Annotated in this window: 19 protein-coding genes; 8 read left to right on the top strand and 11 right to left on the bottom strand. The window is 58.4% G+C overall.

Translation table 11 applies throughout. The features are described from left to right. Positions 1 to 283: hypothetical protein (locus VSS37_RS03560; protein ID WP_324693283.1), on the bottom strand; the 283-nt coding region annotated here is incomplete at its 3' end. Between the two features lie 262 nt (positions 284 to 545). On the opposite strand from VSS37_RS03560, the gene VSS37_RS03565 reads away from it, so the two are divergent. Then, on the top strand, positions 546 to 989 hold the full coding sequence (locus VSS37_RS03565) for a hypothetical protein (RefSeq protein ID WP_324693284.1): 444 nt from the start codon (positions 546 to 548) through the stop codon (positions 987 to 989). After that, the gene (locus tag VSS37_RS03570) at positions 979 to 1,740 is read left to right on the top strand and encodes a hypothetical protein (protein WP_324693285.1); all 762 of its coding nucleotides are present in this window, start codon (positions 979 to 981) and stop codon (positions 1,738 to 1,740) included. Before VSS37_RS03565 ends, VSS37_RS03570 begins: the two co-directional genes overlap by 11 nt. A gap of 8 nt (positions 1,741 to 1,748) precedes the next feature. On the opposite strand, the gene mnmC is transcribed toward VSS37_RS03570, so the two are convergent. Continuing rightward, positions 1,749 to 3,644 (bottom strand): bifunctional tRNA (5-methylaminomethyl-2-thiouridine)(34)-methyltransferase MnmC2/FAD-dependent 5-carboxymethylaminomethyl-2-thiouridine(34) oxidoreductase MnmC1, encoded by a 1,896-nt coding sequence (mnmC, locus tag VSS37_RS03575; RefSeq protein ID WP_324693286.1) that lies wholly within the window; start codon positions 3,642 to 3,644, stop codon positions 1,749 to 1,751. 99 nt (positions 3,645 to 3,743) lie between these two features. Here mnmC and lepB point away from each other — a divergent pair, with 99 nt between their 5' ends. Then, positions 3,744 to 4,667, top strand: a complete 924-nt coding sequence (lepB, locus tag VSS37_RS03580) for a signal peptidase I (RefSeq protein WP_324693287.1) — start codon at positions 3,744 to 3,746, stop codon at positions 4,665 to 4,667. A 95-nt stretch (positions 4,668 to 4,762) separates the two neighbouring features. Then, positions 4,763 to 6,322, top strand: a complete 1,560-nt coding sequence (locus tag VSS37_RS03585; RefSeq protein WP_324693288.1) for a protein adenylyltransferase SelO — start codon at positions 4,763 to 4,765, stop codon at positions 6,320 to 6,322. A 2-nt stretch (positions 6,323 to 6,324) separates the two neighbouring features. Here VSS37_RS03585 and VSS37_RS03590 read toward each other — a convergent pair whose 3' ends face one another. The 6 genes from VSS37_RS03590 to VSS37_RS03615 form a co-directional block, all read right to left on the bottom strand. Continuing rightward, the gene (locus VSS37_RS03590; protein WP_324693289.1) at positions 6,325 to 6,666 is read right to left on the bottom strand and encodes a hypothetical protein; all 342 of its coding nucleotides are present in this window, start codon (positions 6,664 to 6,666) and stop codon (positions 6,325 to 6,327) included. Between the two features lie 141 nt (positions 6,667 to 6,807). Then, the gene (locus VSS37_RS03595; RefSeq protein ID WP_324693290.1) at positions 6,808 to 7,290 is read right to left on the bottom strand and encodes a rhodanese-like domain-containing protein; all 483 of its coding nucleotides are present in this window, start codon (positions 7,288 to 7,290) and stop codon (positions 6,808 to 6,810) included. A gap of 25 nt (positions 7,291 to 7,315) precedes the next feature. After that, the gene (locus VSS37_RS03600; protein WP_324693291.1) at positions 7,316 to 7,987 is read right to left on the bottom strand and encodes a response regulator; all 672 of its coding nucleotides are present in this window, start codon (positions 7,985 to 7,987) and stop codon (positions 7,316 to 7,318) included. Between the two features lie 13 nt (positions 7,988 to 8,000). Continuing rightward, positions 8,001 to 9,704, bottom strand: a complete 1,704-nt coding sequence (locus tag VSS37_RS03605; RefSeq protein ID WP_324693292.1) for a GAF domain-containing sensor histidine kinase — start codon at positions 9,702 to 9,704, stop codon at positions 8,001 to 8,003. Positions 9,705 to 9,708: 4 nt separating this feature from the next. Continuing rightward, positions 9,709 to 10,020 carry a HesB/IscA family protein gene (locus VSS37_RS03610; RefSeq protein ID WP_324693293.1) on the bottom strand — a complete coding sequence of 104 codons (312 nt, stop codon included), beginning with the start codon at positions 10,018 to 10,020 and terminating at the stop codon, positions 9,709 to 9,711. After that, a complete protein-coding gene (locus tag VSS37_RS03615; RefSeq protein WP_324693294.1) occupies positions 10,017 to 11,402 on the bottom strand; it encodes a cobyrinic acid a,c-diamide synthase CobB in 1,386 nt (461 codons plus the stop codon). Before VSS37_RS03615 ends, VSS37_RS03610 begins: the two co-directional genes overlap by 4 nt. A gap of 163 nt (positions 11,403 to 11,565) precedes the next feature. Here VSS37_RS03615 and VSS37_RS03620 point away from each other — a divergent pair, with 163 nt between their 5' ends. Continuing rightward, positions 11,566 to 12,555 carry a hydrolase gene (locus VSS37_RS03620; protein WP_324693295.1) on the top strand — a complete coding sequence of 330 codons (990 nt, stop codon included), beginning with the start codon at positions 11,566 to 11,568 and terminating at the stop codon, positions 12,553 to 12,555. On the opposite strand, the gene VSS37_RS03625 is transcribed toward VSS37_RS03620, so the two are convergent. Together VSS37_RS03625 and VSS37_RS03630 are read right to left on the bottom strand one after the other, a co-directional pair. Then, on the bottom strand, positions 12,532 to 13,284 hold the full coding sequence (locus VSS37_RS03625) for a coiled-coil domain-containing protein (RefSeq protein ID WP_324693296.1): 753 nt from the start codon (positions 13,282 to 13,284) through the stop codon (positions 12,532 to 12,534). The genes VSS37_RS03620 and VSS37_RS03625 overlap by 24 nt on opposite strands. A 2-nt stretch (positions 13,285 to 13,286) precedes the next feature. Beyond that, positions 13,287 to 14,309, bottom strand: a complete 1,023-nt coding sequence (locus VSS37_RS03630) for an OmpA family protein (RefSeq protein ID WP_324693297.1) — start codon at positions 14,307 to 14,309, stop codon at positions 13,287 to 13,289. Positions 14,310 to 14,493: 184 nt separating this feature from the next. On the opposite strand from VSS37_RS03630, the gene VSS37_RS03635 reads away from it, so the two are divergent. Continuing rightward, positions 14,494 to 15,099: a YcjF family protein gene (locus tag VSS37_RS03635; RefSeq protein ID WP_324693298.1), complete on the top strand. Its 606-nt coding sequence runs from the start codon at positions 14,494 to 14,496 to the stop codon at positions 15,097 to 15,099. 119 nt (positions 15,100 to 15,218) lie between these two features. Continuing rightward, positions 15,219 to 15,560 carry a hypothetical protein gene (locus VSS37_RS03640; protein WP_324693299.1) on the top strand — a complete coding sequence of 114 codons (342 nt, stop codon included), beginning with the start codon at positions 15,219 to 15,221 and terminating at the stop codon, positions 15,558 to 15,560. A 28-nt stretch (positions 15,561 to 15,588) separates the two neighbouring features. Here the strand turns inward: VSS37_RS03640 and VSS37_RS03645 are convergent, their stop codons facing one another. Continuing rightward, positions 15,589 to 16,074, bottom strand: coding sequence for a YcjF family protein (locus tag VSS37_RS03645; RefSeq protein ID WP_324693300.1), 486 nt, complete (start codon positions 16,072 to 16,074; stop codon positions 15,589 to 15,591). Between the two features lie 288 nt (positions 16,075 to 16,362). Here VSS37_RS03645 and VSS37_RS03650 point away from each other — a divergent pair, with 288 nt between their 5' ends. Further along, positions 16,363 to 16,659, top strand: coding sequence for a hypothetical protein (locus tag VSS37_RS03650; RefSeq protein WP_324693301.1), 297 nt, complete (start codon positions 16,363 to 16,365; stop codon positions 16,657 to 16,659). The last annotated feature ends 21 nt before the right edge of the window (positions 16,660 to 16,680 follow it).

The following is a 16,680-nucleotide window of genomic DNA, read 5'->3' on the forward strand; positions in this document are numbered from 1 at the left end:
CTGACATGCCAGTCTGTTCGCCGGACATGCCGCCCATGCCTGACATGCCAGTCTGTTCGCCGGACATGCCGCCCATGCCTGACATGCCAGTCTGCTCGCCGGACATGCCGCCCATGCCTGACATGCCAGTCTGCTCGCCGGACATGCCGCCCATGCCGCTCATACCTTCCTGTTTGGCGGCAGGAGCTTCAGCTTTCGCTGCTTCCTCTTTTTTCTCGCCACAGCCATTCAAAACACCCAGCGCCAAAATGAGCGCGGAAATGCTGATCGTGATTTTATTCATTGCTTGTCTCCTGGAATTTTAGGAATACGGGATTTTGAAACATCCGGGGAAGGATAAAGGTTTTTCTCAACTGGACTCTCGGCGAGACGGACTCAATACGCCTACTCCTCCAATTTTGCTACTATTTAACCTAGCAATGGGCAAGCATCGTAATTGAGGCATATAGCCATGTCAATTGTATGCATTAAAAAATGCCCCTACCCTTGAGTATCGCTTATCCACCAATTATGCTGACTGCACTTTATATTGAAGACAGTTTCTCATGAGCGAAGAACACCCTTACCTGCAAGCCTTCCGTGGCTATTTTTCCGGCGTCCTGCGCTGGCATCAACTGGATGAACTCTGGCGAAAAGTGTTAACAAACAACGAAAATGGCTGGTATGTCTATGCAGTGGGGGAGGAACCGCCCACCACAGCCCTGAGGGGCGAGGCTTTGGCCAAGGTCATACAGGAGTTGGACAAATTGCTGCGGCAAGACCATGACGAAGATTACTGCGGCATCGTTTATGCCGACGACATGCAAGCGCCCTCCTACATCAAGGTTTTTGACCCGCACAATCTGGGATCAACCTGCGGCTCCAGCGGCAGCCCTCCCCTTCCCGGCTGGATACTGTCCAGGATGCAACCCATCAACTTGCCCGCCGCCCTGCCCCAACCCAACAACCGCCGTCACTGGTGGCAAAAGCTGTTTACCCATGCCCACTAAAGACCCTATTACCCTCATTGGCGCGCTCGCCACCATTATGTTGATGGGCGGAGCCGCCATGCTGTACCTATCGCCAGGCGCAAAACCCAATCAGCCGCCTGAGATCGTTTTCACCAGCCCGTTCAAGGAACCACCTGCCAACGCCCACCCAGCAGCGGGCGACCCGGCAACCAAACCGGCCACGCCCGAAACGCCCTCCCCAAAAGCAGCACCTGCACCCAAAATAGCTCCGGCACCTGCTGCCGCTGCATCACCGGCCCCAAAAACAGCCACAGCGCCAGCCACCCCCACCGCCGCATCACCGGCCCCAAAAACGACCCCGGCACCTGCCGCCGCAGCGTCCGCCCCAAAAACAGCCGCAGCGCCTGCCACCCCTACCGCCGCATCAGCCACCCCAAAAACAGCCACAGCGCCTGCCCCCACCACCACTCCAACCCTCTCGAAAGCGGAACTGGCGAAACTGACACCCGCAGAACGAGAGCGCTATAACAAGATGCTTAACTCCCTTCAGCAGGTATTGCAGCAAGTGGAGACATTGCAGCAGGAAAACCTTCGCCTGCAACAGACCCTGGAGCAAGATAACGCCCGGAACCAAGCGTTGGACGCACAAATCAAGCAATTGCGCACTGCTGATGACAAAGCCGCCGCCGATAAGGTAGCTGCTGATAAAGCCGCCGCTGATAAAGCCGCCGCTGATAAAGCCGCCGCTGACAAAGTGGCTGCCAACAAGACAGAGGCCACCAAACCGTAAGCTTCTTGCTACCCGCGCCTGCATTGCCGGATCAGAAAACGCGCCGGGTGCAGGCTACCGTACAAGGTCGCCTGCAAGGGCAATGGCTCCCCGCTCAATTGCGCCGCCAACACCTCCGCACACAACCCGCTGGTCGTCAGGCCACGGGAACCAAACCCCGCCATAATGGACAACCCTGCCTGATACTGCGCCGCCGGAAACGCCTGCCTTGCCCGGCCATGCTGTAAATCGGCATACGCCTCCTGGAAAAACGCCACATCCGGCAGCGCCCCCACCACCGGATACCGATCTGGCGTTGTCATACGGATGGCGGCATGACTGCTTTCAACTGTTCCCAGCAATGCCGCCAATGCGGGCAGGTAATGTGCAAGCTGCCGGAAATTGGCCGCATCCGCCCCCGCATCCAGGAACGCTTCACGGACATTGCGCACAAACGTTGCGCCAAAGATATGCCGCCCGGCCACTGCTGGCGTCAGATAACCCTCATGCCCCAGGGCGGTTTTAAGCTTGGCACTGTCATCCGACGCCTGCGCCCGGCTGGTCTGCCCCATGACCGGCAAAAATGGCAGGAATGCGCTTTGCCCGAACTGGCCCGCCTCCCGCCCGCTGGCAATCACGGTAACGCCGTCGGTGGGAACCGCATCGGCCTGCGTCAGGGTACGGACTTCAATATTGTCATGCGCCGTCAATGCCGCGCACAAACTGGCCGGATTCAGCCAACCCGCCTGCGGGAAGTGGCTCGCGCCGACCGACAATGGCACACCAGCGATGGCGGCGGCCTCTTCCACCTCTAGTATCTGCACGAAATCTTCCGGCAACCCACGCGCACGAATCGCCTGCTGGCGGGCGGCTTCACGCGGTTCATGCGCCAGTTGCAGCGCGCCGCATTGCGCCCAATCAATGTCATGCCCGGCGGCCTCCAACTGGCGAAGCTGACGAAGGGCGAACAGGAATGCCTGCCGGTAAAAACGTTCGCCCCAACCGGCTTCGGCGGTCATTTTCGGCGTCAACACCCCTGCCCGGTTGCCGGAAGCCTCCAGCGCCAACCGGGCGTGGCGTTCCAGCAAGACAACCCGCCAACCGCGTTGCGCCAGGGCATGGGCGATCTGGCAACCCGCCACGCCGCCGCCGATGATGCTGGCGCGCCGCCCCGCAGCAGGCTCCGGCAAGGCGAACCAGGCGGGAAGCTGGGAAACCGGCGAAATGCCACCCGCCGTCGCGGCCAACATTTCGCGCTTTTTGCCGAACCCCTTGCGCTTTTCCACGGTAAAACCGGCAGCCTGCAAATGGCGGCGCACGTCGCCCGCCACCGTGAACGTCGCCAGCGTCGCGCCTGCCTGACTGAGGTCGGCGATGGCCTGCATGACCGGCAGCGCCCACATCGCCGGATTACGGGCGGGCGCAAACCCATCCAGATACCAGGCGTCCACCCGCGCCACCAGTTCCGCCAACGCTTCCTGCACATCCATGAAACACAGGGTCAGGGTAACGCGCCCCTGCCCCAAGGTCAGACGATGGAAACCGGCCAGCAGTGGCGGATAGTTTTCCAACAGTTCGGCAGCGAAGGGCTGGAGTTCTGGCCAGGCCGCCAGTAATTCGCGCAGGGCCTGCTTTGCTATCGGATGCTTTTCGATGGAAATGAAATGCAGCCGCCCACAACGCTGCGGGTCTGCCCGCCACGCCTGCCAAGTTGCAAGAAAGTTCAGCCCGGAGCCAAAGCCGGTTTCCGCAATGACAAACTGCCCCTTGCCCCGCCAGCGTTGCGGCAAATGGTTGCCAGACAGGAACACATGACGGGTTTCCGCCAGCCCATCCTGACGGGAAAAATAACAATCGGCGAAATCCGGCGCATAGGGCGTGCCGGTTTCATCAAGCTGGATACGGGCGGGGACGAGTTCTTGCATAGGGCCGCAGTATACTGTTTCAGCTTCAGGCGCAAAACGGTAACCTTCCACCCTACCGCCGGTATAACCACGCAAGCACAAAACAAGGGACACTCAAATATGCAAACCGACATATCCCCACGCATCAAGCGCCGCAAGCCTTTGTTTGCGCTGTTGATGTCGTTCATCCTGCCGGGCTACGGGCAGCTGTATAACGGCGAGGCCAACAAGGCGGTCTGGCTGTTTCTCGGCTTTACGCTACTGATCATACCGGCGATCGCGCTGGTTGCGCTGTACCTGCCACCCGACCTGATGCTGCCCGCCTTACTTGGCAGTCTGCTACTGTTGTTGGCGCTGTGGCTATACGGGATGATTGACGCTTTCCGCAGCGCTCGCCGCCAGCAGGATTACGTATTGCAAGGCTGGCAGCAAAGCGGCGTGTATGTATTGGTGCTGATCCTGTGCAGCGTGCTGGCGTTGCCGCTACTGACCGATTACGTGCGGCGGAATCTGGTGGAGTCGTTCCGCGTGCCTTCCGGTAGCATGGAGCCGACCGTGATGACTGGCGACCTGCTGTTTGCTGACAAGCGCTACAACCGGCCCGGTGTCAAACAGGCGGTGCAACGCGGGGACATTGCGATCTTCGTCTACCCCAATAACCGCACCCTGTACTTCATCAAGCGCATCATCGGCTTGCCGGGCGACAGGGTAAAGATCAGGGGTGACGAGGTGTTCATCAATGGCAAATCCACCCGCCTGCTGGAAGAGCCGGGGCAAAATGGGGGTCGGCGCGTGACCGAAACGGATGGCAAACGCCAGTGGCGAGCCTACTGGGCCAACACCAGAACGGAATTGCCGCAGACCGAGATGACCGTGCCGCCCGCCAGCGTCTTCGTCATGGGCGACAACCGCACCGCCAGCAATGACTCGCGCTTTTTCGGCACCGTCCCCTTGCAGGACGTGGTCGGCAAGGCCCGCCAAATATGGCTATCCGTCAACCATGGCGAGGTAAAATGGGAAAGGATGGGGCAGGTATTGCAATAACATGGGCAGATTCCAATCCACCCCGCCCATTGCGGCTTCTCGACACGGCATCCCCCCTCTGGTTTGCTTAAGCGATTGCAACCACGGGACCACGCATGCAAGCCCTGAACTTCGACAACCGTTTCATCCGCGAACTGCCCGGCGACACCGACGGGATCAATATCCCCCGGCAGGTCTACGACGCGTTCTGGTCGGCGGTGAAGCCCACCCCGGTTTCCGCCCCCCGGCTGCTGGCGCATTCGCCGGAGGTTGCGCAACTGCTGGGCTGGACGGAGGCCGACATCGCCGACCCCGATTTTGCGCAGGCGTTCGCGGGCAACACGCTGCTGCCCGGTATGCAGCCTTACGCAGCCAACTACGGCGGCCACCAGTTCGGCGGCTGGGCAGGGCAACTGGGTGACGGGCGCGCCATCAGTCTGGGTGAAACCGTCAATGCGCAAGGCCAGCGCTGGGAATTGCAATTGAAAGGCGCAGGCCCCACCCCCTATTCGCGCCGTGCTGACGGACGCGCCGTCTTGCGCTCCTCGGTGCGCGAATTCCTGTGCAGCGAAGCCATGCATCACCTCGGCGTCCCCACCACCCGCGCCCTCAGCCTGGTGGCGACTGGCGACGGCGTGGTGCGCGACATGTTCTATGACGGCAACCCGGAAGTGGAGCCAGGGGCCATTGTCTGTCGCGTCGCGCCTTCCTTCGTCCGCTTCGGCAATTTCGAGCTGCCCAACAGCCGTGGCGACCTCGGCCTGCTGGCACAACTGGCGGATTTCACCATCAGCCGCGACTACCCCGAACTGCAAGGCGATGTGCAGGAAAAGCGCAGCCAGTGGTTTCTGGAAATCTGCCGCCGCACCGCCGTGATGATGGCGCACTGGATGCGGGTCGGCTTTGTCCACGGCGTCATGAACACCGACAACATGTCGATCCTCGGCCTGACCATCGACTACGGCCCCTACGGCTGGCTGGAAGATTACGACCCGATGTGGACGCCCAACACCACCGATGCGCAAGGCCGCCGCTATGCCTACGGGCAGCAACCTTACATCGGCCACTGGAACCTTGCCCGTTTGCGCGACGCCCTCAGGCCGGTCATCACCGATGCGGGCGTATTGCAGGCCGGATTGCAGCTTTACGCCGACACTTACAGTGAAACTTTTGGCTCCATGCTGGCCGCCAAGTTCGGCATCCGCGTGCTGTCGGATGCGGATGCGCCCTGGATCAACCGTGCCTTTGAGCTCATGCACCAGACTGAAGTGGATTTGACACTGTTTTTCCGCAACCTGGCCGCAGTGGATTGGCGGCAACCCAGCCTGGAGCCATTGCTGCCCGCCTTCTACCGTGAGGATTTGTTACGCGAACACCGGGATGACTGGGAAAATTGGCTACAGCAATACCGCGAACGGTTACAGGCCGACAACCTGCCAATGGGCGAGCGCCGTAGCCGTATGGACGCCGCCAACCCGCGCTTTGTCCTGCGCAATTACCTCGCCCAACAAGCGATCGACAAGGCAGCCGAAGGGGATAGCAGCATGATCATGGAGTTGCTGGATGTGCTGCGCCGCCCTTACGACGAGCAGCCACAGCAAGCGAAATTTGCGGAAAAGCGCCCGGAATGGGCGCGCCATAAGGCGGGATGTTCGATGTTGTCGTGCAGTTCCTGAGCCTACTGGGCAGCAGCAGGCGGCTTGCGCATGGGCAAGGCGCAGAACGTGGTGCATTGATGGTTGCCCTCCAAATTGACTTCCACATCCTTAGTCCCATCCGCATGGGTAGACGGGTGGATTTCCACCCGATAGCTGCGGGCCGGAGCCGCCGGTATGTCCTGCCCTGCTGGGGTGGCCGGGGTGGCGGCGGCAGGCGCTGTCTCTTCTGATTTTTGCTGGAACGGGTTGAGGGAGGACATCATATCGGATACCTGCTGGGAAACCCCGGAACAAGCCGACAGGGATAGCCCTGCAGCCAATACCAACATGACACCTGCCCATCCATGGCATCTTTGTTTCATTCTGCTTCTCCTGATTGTATTTTGACCCAATAAGCCTGTTTCGCAACAAATTAGCAGATATGTCGTAAAAAAGATACATGAAGGTTTTTTATTTTACTAATATGTGGTGGAATACATACAAAAAATGTATTCACCTTTTGCTCAACTGGCAACACCCTTGGGTTCCAGTTGGTCGGGGCGCACCGGCGGGTTCAGGTCTTCTTCCGCCCTATCGATATCGACCTGATTCCCGGCGGCGTCATACAGCGGCAGCTCGTAATCATTCCATCCACGGACGCCGGTTTTCATGGAATACACCTGGGAGTAGCCCATCAGCGCCAGTGTCAGGGCGGCCAGCGCCGTCCGGTTACCGGAACGGCACACCAGCACAACCGGCTTGTCACGCGCCCGCGCCAGTTCGGGAATGGTTTCGGCATACCCCCAGTCGCAGGCGGATTCCAGGATGCCGCGCGGCGCATGTAGGGAATTGCGGATATGGCCAGCGTCGTACTCTTCCAACTCACGGATGTCGACGACCATAAGGTCGGGGTTGGCCGCCAGCATTTCCTCAACATCCCAGGGCATAAGCTCCCGAATATGAGGCAATACATCAGCGACCAGCGCCATAAAGGTCTTCCGGGTCATGGTGCTTCACATACTCCTGATTTTTTTATTCGGAGCCAGCCGACTCGCTGCGGATGCCGTGCTCCACCGCCATCACTGCGGCAGTGATGCGGGAGCTGACATTCAACTTGCGCAAAATGGCTTTCACATGCAGCTTGACGGTGCCGTCGGAAATGCCGAGGTTACGGGCGATGACCTTGTTGCTCTGCCCCTCCGCCAGCAGCGTGAGGATTTCATATTCGCGCGGCGTCAGCTCGGAAAATGGGCTGGCGCTTTTGTCATCGGCAGCCCGCCCATCGCCACCCTGCACCACCCTGGCCAGCACAGGCGCCAGTTCCGGTGCCACCACGGTCTTGCCCGCGACAATTTCACGCAGCGCCACCACCAGCTCATCGGGCTCAATGTCTTTCAGCAGGTAACCGCGTGCACCACTGCGCAATGCTTCAACCAGGTCGTTTTCATTGCTGCTGGTGGTGAGCATCACCACGCGCAACGCCGGATTGTTCTTGCGCAATAGCCGCAACACATTGAGGCCATCCATTTGCGGCATGCGCATATCCAGCAACACAATATCCGGTGACAGCGCAGCGGCGGCGGCCAGCCCCTCATCGCCGCTGCCGACAGCCGCCACCACCCGGATGCCGCGCCGGGTCAGCAGGTCTTCCAAACCCGCCCGAAACAAGGTGTGGTCATCTATCAGCAATACTTTTTCATTCATGGGCAATCAACGCTCATTGAGTCACGCCAATGGGCTGGGAGCCAATCAGGTCGGACAGTTTTTTGGACGGCGGCGCTTCGAAATTCAATTGTATGAGTGTACCTTCGCCCGGTTCACTTTCAAACTGTATCTCGCCGCTGATCTTTTCCGCGCGCTCCTGCATGATGCGCAGACCGATCTGTTCGCCGGTGGTTGGGTTGGGTTCAGGCAACGGGTCGGGCAAGCCGACGCCATCATCTTCCACCAAAATGCTGCAACGCCCCTCTTCGGTGCTGTGCATCAGCAAGCGCACGGTGGAGGCCTTGCTGTGCTTGCGGATGTTGGCGAGGGCTTCCTGGACGATGCGGATGACTTCCACCTCCACTTCACGCGACAGATCCTTCAGCGCCCAGTTATGGTAGAAAAACACCTCCAGCCCGGTTTCCTGCTTGAACCGCTCGGTCAGGCGCTCCACCACGCGCACCACGCCCTTGCCGTCAATCGGCGCACGGAAATCGGTGATCAGGCTGCGCAATTCGGCATAGGCCTCGTCGATGGTGTTTTCCAGCGCCTCCAGTTCCTGCCACATTTCGGCTTCGTCGCCACGGTTGAAGGAATCGTCCAGCAGACGCACCTTGAAACGCAGGCTGGCGAGCGTCTGGGCCAGGGAATCATGCAGTTCGTGCGCCATCCGGGTGCGCTCCTCCATAATGGACAGGGTGCGCATGTCTTCCTCACTGGCGGCTTTTTCAATCGCCATCCCCAGATGCTGGCCGATGCTGACCAACAGTTCGTCATCCTCCAGTTTGTCGTAACGCCCCTGCCGGATGAACAGGTTGTAGACGCCCAGAATCTTGTCGCGGTATTGCAGGGGAATCGCCAGCATTTCCACATCCTGCACGCCTGCGCACAACGGCCTGCCAAGGATGCGGCTGCACTGGGCAACATCGGTGCGCATCTTGATCTGCCGGTCGCGGGCGGCGTAACCGCATAAACAGTTCGGCATCGGCAAGGTTTCCTCCAGCTTGACCGCATCCGGCGTCAGGCCGACGCTGGACACCAGCCGCATCTTGCCGTCACGGTCCAGCAGGCGCACGGTGGCGGCCTCAGCGTTGACCACCTCCTTCAAGGTGTGCAGGAAACGCTTGAGCAAGTCTTCCAGGCTGTCGGCGCGGTTGATGCAACTGGCCACCTCATACAGGATGCTGAGGTGGCGTTTTTTCTGGCTCAGGTACTTTTCTTGCCGATCCATGCGCTTTTGTTGCATCCGTGACAATGCGTGGTAATCCTCGGTAATGGCGTTGATCTGTTCCCGGATCTTGCGGGACGGGCAACTCTTGCTGGCGATTGGCATGCGGGCGCTGAAATCCCCCTTGCGCAGGCGGATCGCCCAGCGGGAAAGCTCTGTGCCAAAACGGGAAAACTCCCGCCACACCCAATACAGCAGCAAAAAACCACCGATCCCAGACCCAATCCACAGGCCCGTCATCAGGGACGCCACCCATTCATACTTAATGTTGTTGGTGGTCGCCCAGAAATACACTGCGCCAATCACAGTAAAGGTAAACAGCAACAGCATCAGGCTCACCTGTGCCTGCCACGGCAGGTCAATCACTGGGCGGCCTTCCTGGCTTGCCCAATACTTGTTTCTTGAGGCAGCGGGGACAGCCCCCTTCTCTGCACCCCCTTGAGGGCTGGAAGCGGCCGGAACCTGGAGCTTGACTGCGCTGTCAGCCATGCCATTACGCCTGCGGTGGCTGGTGATTGGGGTCGTTCGGATTGATGAAGATGAATTCCAGCGTGCCGTCCAATTCGACAAAATCCAGCGTCATGCCCTGGGCCAATGGCTGGGAGGCGACATCCAACACCACCAAAAAGTCACCGAAGTTTTGGGTCTGGTCGCCATCCCGCTGTTGGTCATCGAACCCCATCATGTAGTGGAAGGAACCATCCGCCTTTTGCTGGATGGCAATCCGCAATGGCAAGCCCAGGGCGTTGCTTTGCACGGCTGAAGTGCGGATCTGGGTGGCTGCCTGTGGTGTGACTGTAATCATGAGGCCGGTTTCCTTTTCTGCTGGCGGATGAATTCAACAAAACGCTGCGCCCACCGGTATTGGGAGGTGTCGCGCATATGCGTGTAAGAAGCTAATAAATTCCGGTAAATCCAGCCATCGTGCTGGCCATCGATTCCCGCTCCTCGCTGTATACGGTAGGCGAACTTGCCGGAAGCGGTCAAATTTTCGAGCCGTGAATAATGGAACTCATGGGCGTTGATGGTTTTCGCGCTACCGCCGCCTGGCCAGGGCATGTCGGCGGTTTCCTGCACTTTCACATAGCCCCTGCCCTGCGGCTTCCGGTGCATGACGGCGTCGCCGGGAATGACGCCAACCATCTCCGCCTGCTGGCCGTCCCAGACCAGGCGGCGGGACAAATACATCAGGCCGCCGCATTCGGCATACGTCGGCAGGCCATTGTCGATGGCGGCGCGGATGGAAGCGCGCATGGGGCCATTCGCCGCCAGCTGCCGCATGTGGGTTTCGGGAAAGCCGCCGCCGATGAACAGGCCATCAATCCCGGTAGGCAAGGCCGCGTCCTGCAACGTGTTGACAGGGACAAGCTCTGCACCCGCCTGTTGCAGGGCCTCAAGGTCGCCGGGGTAATAAAAACCGAAGGAAGGGTCCTGGCAGATGGCGATGCGGATATCGGGGGCAGGTGTTTCTGCCCTTGTTTCCACCCGTGCGGCAGGGAGCGCTTCCGCCCGGCCTGCAATGGCGCGCAACAAAGCCAAATCCACCTGCTCCTCCACCAAGGCGCGGATACGGGCGATTTGCGCCTCGGCTTCGCCGCTTTCGTTGCTGGGCATCAAACCCAGATGGCGCTCCTCGATTTCCATCGCAGGATTGTTGTGGACTGCCCCCAGCACTTTAATGTCGGTGTAATACTCCACCGATTCACGCAATTTGGCGGCATGACGGGCACCGCCAACCCGGTTGAAAATAATGCCCGCGATAGCCAATTGCGTATCGAATTGCTGATAGCCCAGCAGCAACGGCGCGACGCCGCGCGTCATGCCCCGTGTGTCCACCACCAGCACCACCGGCGAACGGGTCAACCGGGCAACCGCCGCATTGCTGTCGGAACCGTCCAGTGCCATGCCGTCGTACAGCCCCTTGTTGGCTTCGATCAGGGCGACATCGGCGTCCCGTGCGTAATGTTGCAGCGTGTGGAGGATTTCATCTGCCGTCATGGTGTTGAAATCGAGGTTATGGCAGGCGCGTCCGCTGGCTGCCCCCAGCCATAGGGGGTCAATATAATCCGGCCCCTTCTTGAAAGGCTGCACCGCCAACCCCTGCGCCCGCAAAGCGGCGCACAGGCCAATCGACAAGGTGGTCTTGCCGGAAGATTTGTGGGTTGCGGAAATAAAAACTCTTGCCATGCCTACATTCTAACGCAAATCCAGAATATTATTAAATATTAATATATGTTGAAACACGTCAAATCACCATAGCGGTGCAACCCGCGTTTTCGCATGCAAGCAGGATGTAGTACATTGTGCAGGCAACTGCTTTTCAACCCGCACCACAAGGCGTCACGCCCTCATGAGCAAACTGACCCACTCCACCTTTCGCCCTGCCTGGTGGCTCCAGTCCCCACACCTGCAAACCTTGTGGCCGGTGTTTTTCCGCCCACGCCCCAAGCTCAAGCTGCAAGCGGAACGGGTGGAGCTGAAGGATGGCGATTTCATCGACCTTGCCTGGCATCCGCGCCCAAATTCACCGCTGGTGCTGGTGATCCATGGGCTGGAAGGCTCCTTGCGTTCCCATTACGCCCAGACTTTGCTGCTGGCCTTGCACAACGCCGGTTTCGCCAGCGTCTTCATGCACTTGCGTGGCTGTAGCGGCACCCCCAACCGCCATGCCAGCAGCTACCATTCCGGGCGGACGGCGGATGTGGCGGAAGTGCTGGCCTACCTGCACGCCAGCGGCAGAATGCCGGACGCCGCCGTCGGCTTTTCGCTCGGCGGCAACCTGATCCTCAAATACGCCGGTGAAACGGGGGCAGCGTCCGGCCTGAAAGCCATTGTCGCCGTATCCACCCCCTTCCAGTTGCAGGAATGCGCCCGCAAACTGGAGCACGGTTTCGCACGGGTGTACGGGCAATACCTGCTACGCAACCTGAAAGGCGCTTACCGGCGCAAGTTCAGCCAGCGCCAGCCGCCCTTGCCCGTCAAGCTGGATGCATTAGGGACAATCTTTGCGTTCGACGACCAAGTTACCGCCCCGTTGAATGGGTTTGCAGGCGCGGAGGATTATTATGCCCGCAGCAGTTCTGGACAATTTCTCAGCCAAATCCAGACCCCCGCACTGATCATCCATGCGCAGGATGACCCGTTCATGTACCCAAGCACGGTTCCTGACGCAAGCATGCTCAGTGACAGCGTGACGCTGGAGCTGGCGGCGCATGGCGGGCATGTCGGCTTTGTCGGCGGCAATGCGCCGTGGCGGGCGGAATACTGGCTGGAGCAGCGCATTACCCGGTGGTTGCAAGGGCAGTTGGCGGACGGATCACATACGTTCCAGCAGGGATGAAATCCGCTGGTTGTTGGCATTGACGGATTGCAGGTAGCCCTCCAGTTTGGCGTTCAGCGCCTCAATGGTGGCCTGCTGCTGGCTGTTGGCGGCTTGCAGCGCGGCATTTTGCTGGCGCAGTTGCGCAATCAGGCCATCCTGACCCTGGGCATCGCGGGCAAGCGCCTGCTGCTGTTGCTCCTGGGCGGCCAGCGCGTTTTGCAACGCCTGGATGCGGGCGGAGTCTGCCTGCTTGTCCGCCAGCAGCGCTTGAATCTCGGCTTGCAGGGAAGCCTGCCGTTGTCCGGCGGAAGCCATCGCCTGCTGCATGTCCCGTTGCCCCTGTTGCAACGCCTCCTGCAAATGGACAAACTGTTGGGCTTGCCCCTCATGCACCTGCTGCAAGGTTTCAAAGCGGGTGCGGTAGCTGCCCAACGCCTGGATTTCAGCCAGGCTGGCCTGATGCTCCGGCTGCAACCTGCCCAACTCGGCAACGGCAGCATCATATTGGTGTTGCAAACCCGCCGTCGCCTGCTGCTCTGTCCGCAGCCGTTCCGCCCATTGCTGCAATTCCCCGTCTTTTTGCGCCAGCAGGGCGTCAAGGTGGTCTTTGGCGGTTTGCAGCGACTGCTTCGCCGCCCGTTCCTCGTGCTCTTTCGATTTGCATAAGGCGCGCCCCGTCAGCCAGCTGACCAGGCAGGCCAAAGCGGCGACCAGCGCCATTTCATACGCCAGCGGTAAACCCAACATGGTTAAATGCCCTCCACGGTAAATTCGATCCGGCGGTTTTTGGCGCGGCCTTCTTCCGCATCATTGCTGGCGACAGGTTCGCTGGAACCTTTGCCCGCCGTTTTCATGCGTTCGAGCGGGACGCCGCCTTCGTTGAACAGCCAACCTTTGACGGCTTTTGCGCGCTGTTCGCTTAATTTCAGGTTGTCTTCTTCGCTGCCCACATTGTCGGTATGGCCGCTGATCAGGATGGTGGAGTCCGCGCAGAAGACTGCGGCGTCCGCCAGTTCCTGTAACAGCGGGTTGCTGCGGCTGTCAATGCTGGAACCGCCGGATGAAAACAGGATTTTGTCCTGCGCCAACAAGCGGTTGAATTCCCGCTGGCAGACAACGGCGGCGTTGTCCAGCGCCACCAGATTGAAGCTGAGGGTATAACCCTGCTGGCTGAAAGGCTCCAACGTTTGCTGGATGGCCTTGACCTGTTGGCTGGTTTTGGCCTTGCCGTCAATGCTGACGGCCTGGTCAATCATGCGGATGGAGGCGGACTCAAGCGGTTTGATCGCACTCACCAATGCGGCGGCGAAGGTTTCCCAATGTTCAGGCGCGCCTGCGCCAACCTGCACGGCATTTTTGCCGATGTTGTGGCCAAACGCCGTATCCAATTGCTGGGTCAGGGCGGTTTTGGCTTCCTCACTGCTGACATAGCCATCAACCGACAGCGCCTTGCCATCCCATTGCAAAAACAGGGTGTAAGGCGTCACGAGCCGGGGCGTGATGGCGTTTTTCACACTACGGACATACCACAGCGACTGGAGGGCTTGCACCGCCTGTTGCTGCTGCGCCGGGCTGGCGGCGCTGCCACTGACTGTCAGGTTCCTGTCCTCCGCCTGCACCGCCGCCCAAGCCATGCCTTGCGCATGCAACTGTTGCAGCGCCTGCTGGGCGATACGTTCGGGCAACATCTGCGCATAGCGGGGAATGGTGAAAGACAACAACAGCACAACGCCAATCAGGCCAGCCAATTGTAGGGTCCAAGTTTTCTGCATGGTTTTACTCATTATGGATTGCACGCCCCGCGAGACTTTGCACATTATCATAACAATCCAACTGATGGGTTTTCAGCAGTATTTTGTTAAGTTTTGTTACATGCTCATCCGGCCGCAAGGCACCTTTTGCTATCCTATTGGCCGGACAAATTTTAATAAGCGCTTTAATAAGGGCGGCAAACCGATGACCAGCAGCACTTTACCGACACCAGCAACCGACAATCTTCCCCGCACAGAAGAATCCCTGACCCATCGGCAAGCCACCTTGCTGGATGAGCTCACGGCGCGCCTGAGTTGCGTACAGAGCGAACTGGGGGAAAACAAACTCACCATCCGTGACCGGGAGGCGGACTGCCTGATCAAGAACTATGTGCTGGCAGGTTCCGCCATGGGGCTGGCACCCTTGCCCCTGTTTGACCTGGTGGCCTTGAGCGGCGCGCAACATGACATGTTGAAGCAGCTTTGCCAGCATTACGGCGTGAACTATGACGCAGGCAAGGTCAAAACAACGTTGATCGCAATATTGGGCGGCTCCCTGCCGACGCTTGCCTTGTTGGGGTTGGGCAGCGCCTCCAAACTGGCGCTTGGCATCGGCACCTTGGGCGGAAGTGCCATCCTGACCTTGTCAGGCGGCGCAATCACCTACGCCCTTGGCCGCAGCTTCAGGCGGCACTTCAGTGCAGGGGGAACCTTGGATGACATCAACACCAGCAACCTGAAACAGGTTTTCCAGCGGGAGTTGGCAAAGGGAAAACAATTGGCTTTATGGCGCAAACCGGCAAAAGCATAAACGCTGATACCCGTTTTCCCACCGCTTCACAAGGGTGCTTAACATTTCTTAACATTACAGGTGTATCGCAGCCGTTATACTCAACGCTTATCTTTTCTTAAAAACCAACGGAGACGGATATGTTCCCACTGAATTTTCTAGTCGGTGCAGCAATTGGCGCAGCCAGCACTTATGTTTATAAAGATGAACCCGCCAAAAATTGGGTGACCGACACCAGCAAAAAATTAAAGGACGCAGCAAGTTCTTTTATGGAGTCAATAAAGACAAAACCGGCAGCGGAAGAAACCATGGAAGCTGCTGCTGTGGAAACAGCCGCTGTTGTAGCCGAAACCGCTGTTGTAGCCGAAACCGCTGTTGCAGCCGAAACTGCGCCAGCAGCCGAAGCCACAATAACGGAAACGCCTACGGAACAAACAGCCGAAAACGCAGCAAAACCAGACGCGCCAGCAGAAAACCCTTAATCCCGTCTGCCCCAAGGCTGGCGAACTTTTATTTTGAAGGGTTCGCCAGTTTCTGCTTCAAGGTTTGCTGTTCTTTCATGCCCCGATTTAACGCCGTTTCAAACGGGCCTGAGGCTTGTTGCGGATCAAAATTTTCCAGTGTCCCGCCCTGTTCGAAATGCTGTTGGAACACTTTGCCAACTGCATAGGTTGATGCGCCGCTTAAGGCAGCGGCTGTCGTCCCGCCCGCCAAGGTGCCGATTCCCGGAATGATCTTCAAAAAACTTCCCACCAAAGGCGTGGCGGCTTTGGGGACGAACCCTGTCATCAATGTAGTGATCCAAGCTTTCGCCAAATGTTTGGAAAACGGAATCCCGTACAGTTTGGACAAACGCATCAGCATTATCCGCTGCACTCCGATCAATCCGGCGGTGTCCAGTAATGGGATGGGAATGAAGCCGGTCAAACTAGAACCAAACGCATAATCCTTGATGAGCTGTTCAGCCTGTTGCGCCAATTGTTGACGGTTTTTCATATCATTGCTTTTCCTATTGGACTCCCTATCGTTTGCCATTATGGTGTTCCATCCCCAACAGCATAAAATCTTCCTGCCAAAACAATAATTATAACCAACCGGCGTTTACACGCTTTGCCATTGAATTCCATTTGGGGCTTCCCAAAAATTCTATAGGCAGAATCAAATAGTTATTACCATAGCATTTGTCTCAAGTGAGAAATGTTAAGAAATGTTGCGTTGTATTCCCATGACATGGTGGCGGTGATTTAATGAACATAATATCACTCTACTTGCCGAGGAGTACCGATGTCTGAGAATCATACCAAAACGCCAGGCGAAACGCGCCCCAGCCGCCCCAGACAGACCAAGAAAACCACTTCGACAAAACAGGCCAACGGCGAGGCCCAACAACAAATAGAAGTGTTGACTGCATTGGTTCAGCAGAAGGAACAGGAACTGGCTGAATTGCATGGCCAAACCCATCTGATCGAAGAACTCACCGAGAAATTGCGGGCGACCGAAACCGCGATGGAGGCTGTACGCATCGAAGCGCAGACCAAAACCCGACAGATTAGACATTATTCCAAAATATTAACTTATTGATTAACAAATAAATTCAATAGT

This window comes from Candidatus Thiothrix phosphatis (assembly GCF_035668035.1).
GTDB lineage: Bacteria > Pseudomonadota > Gammaproteobacteria > Thiotrichales > Thiotrichaceae > Thiothrix > Thiothrix phosphatis.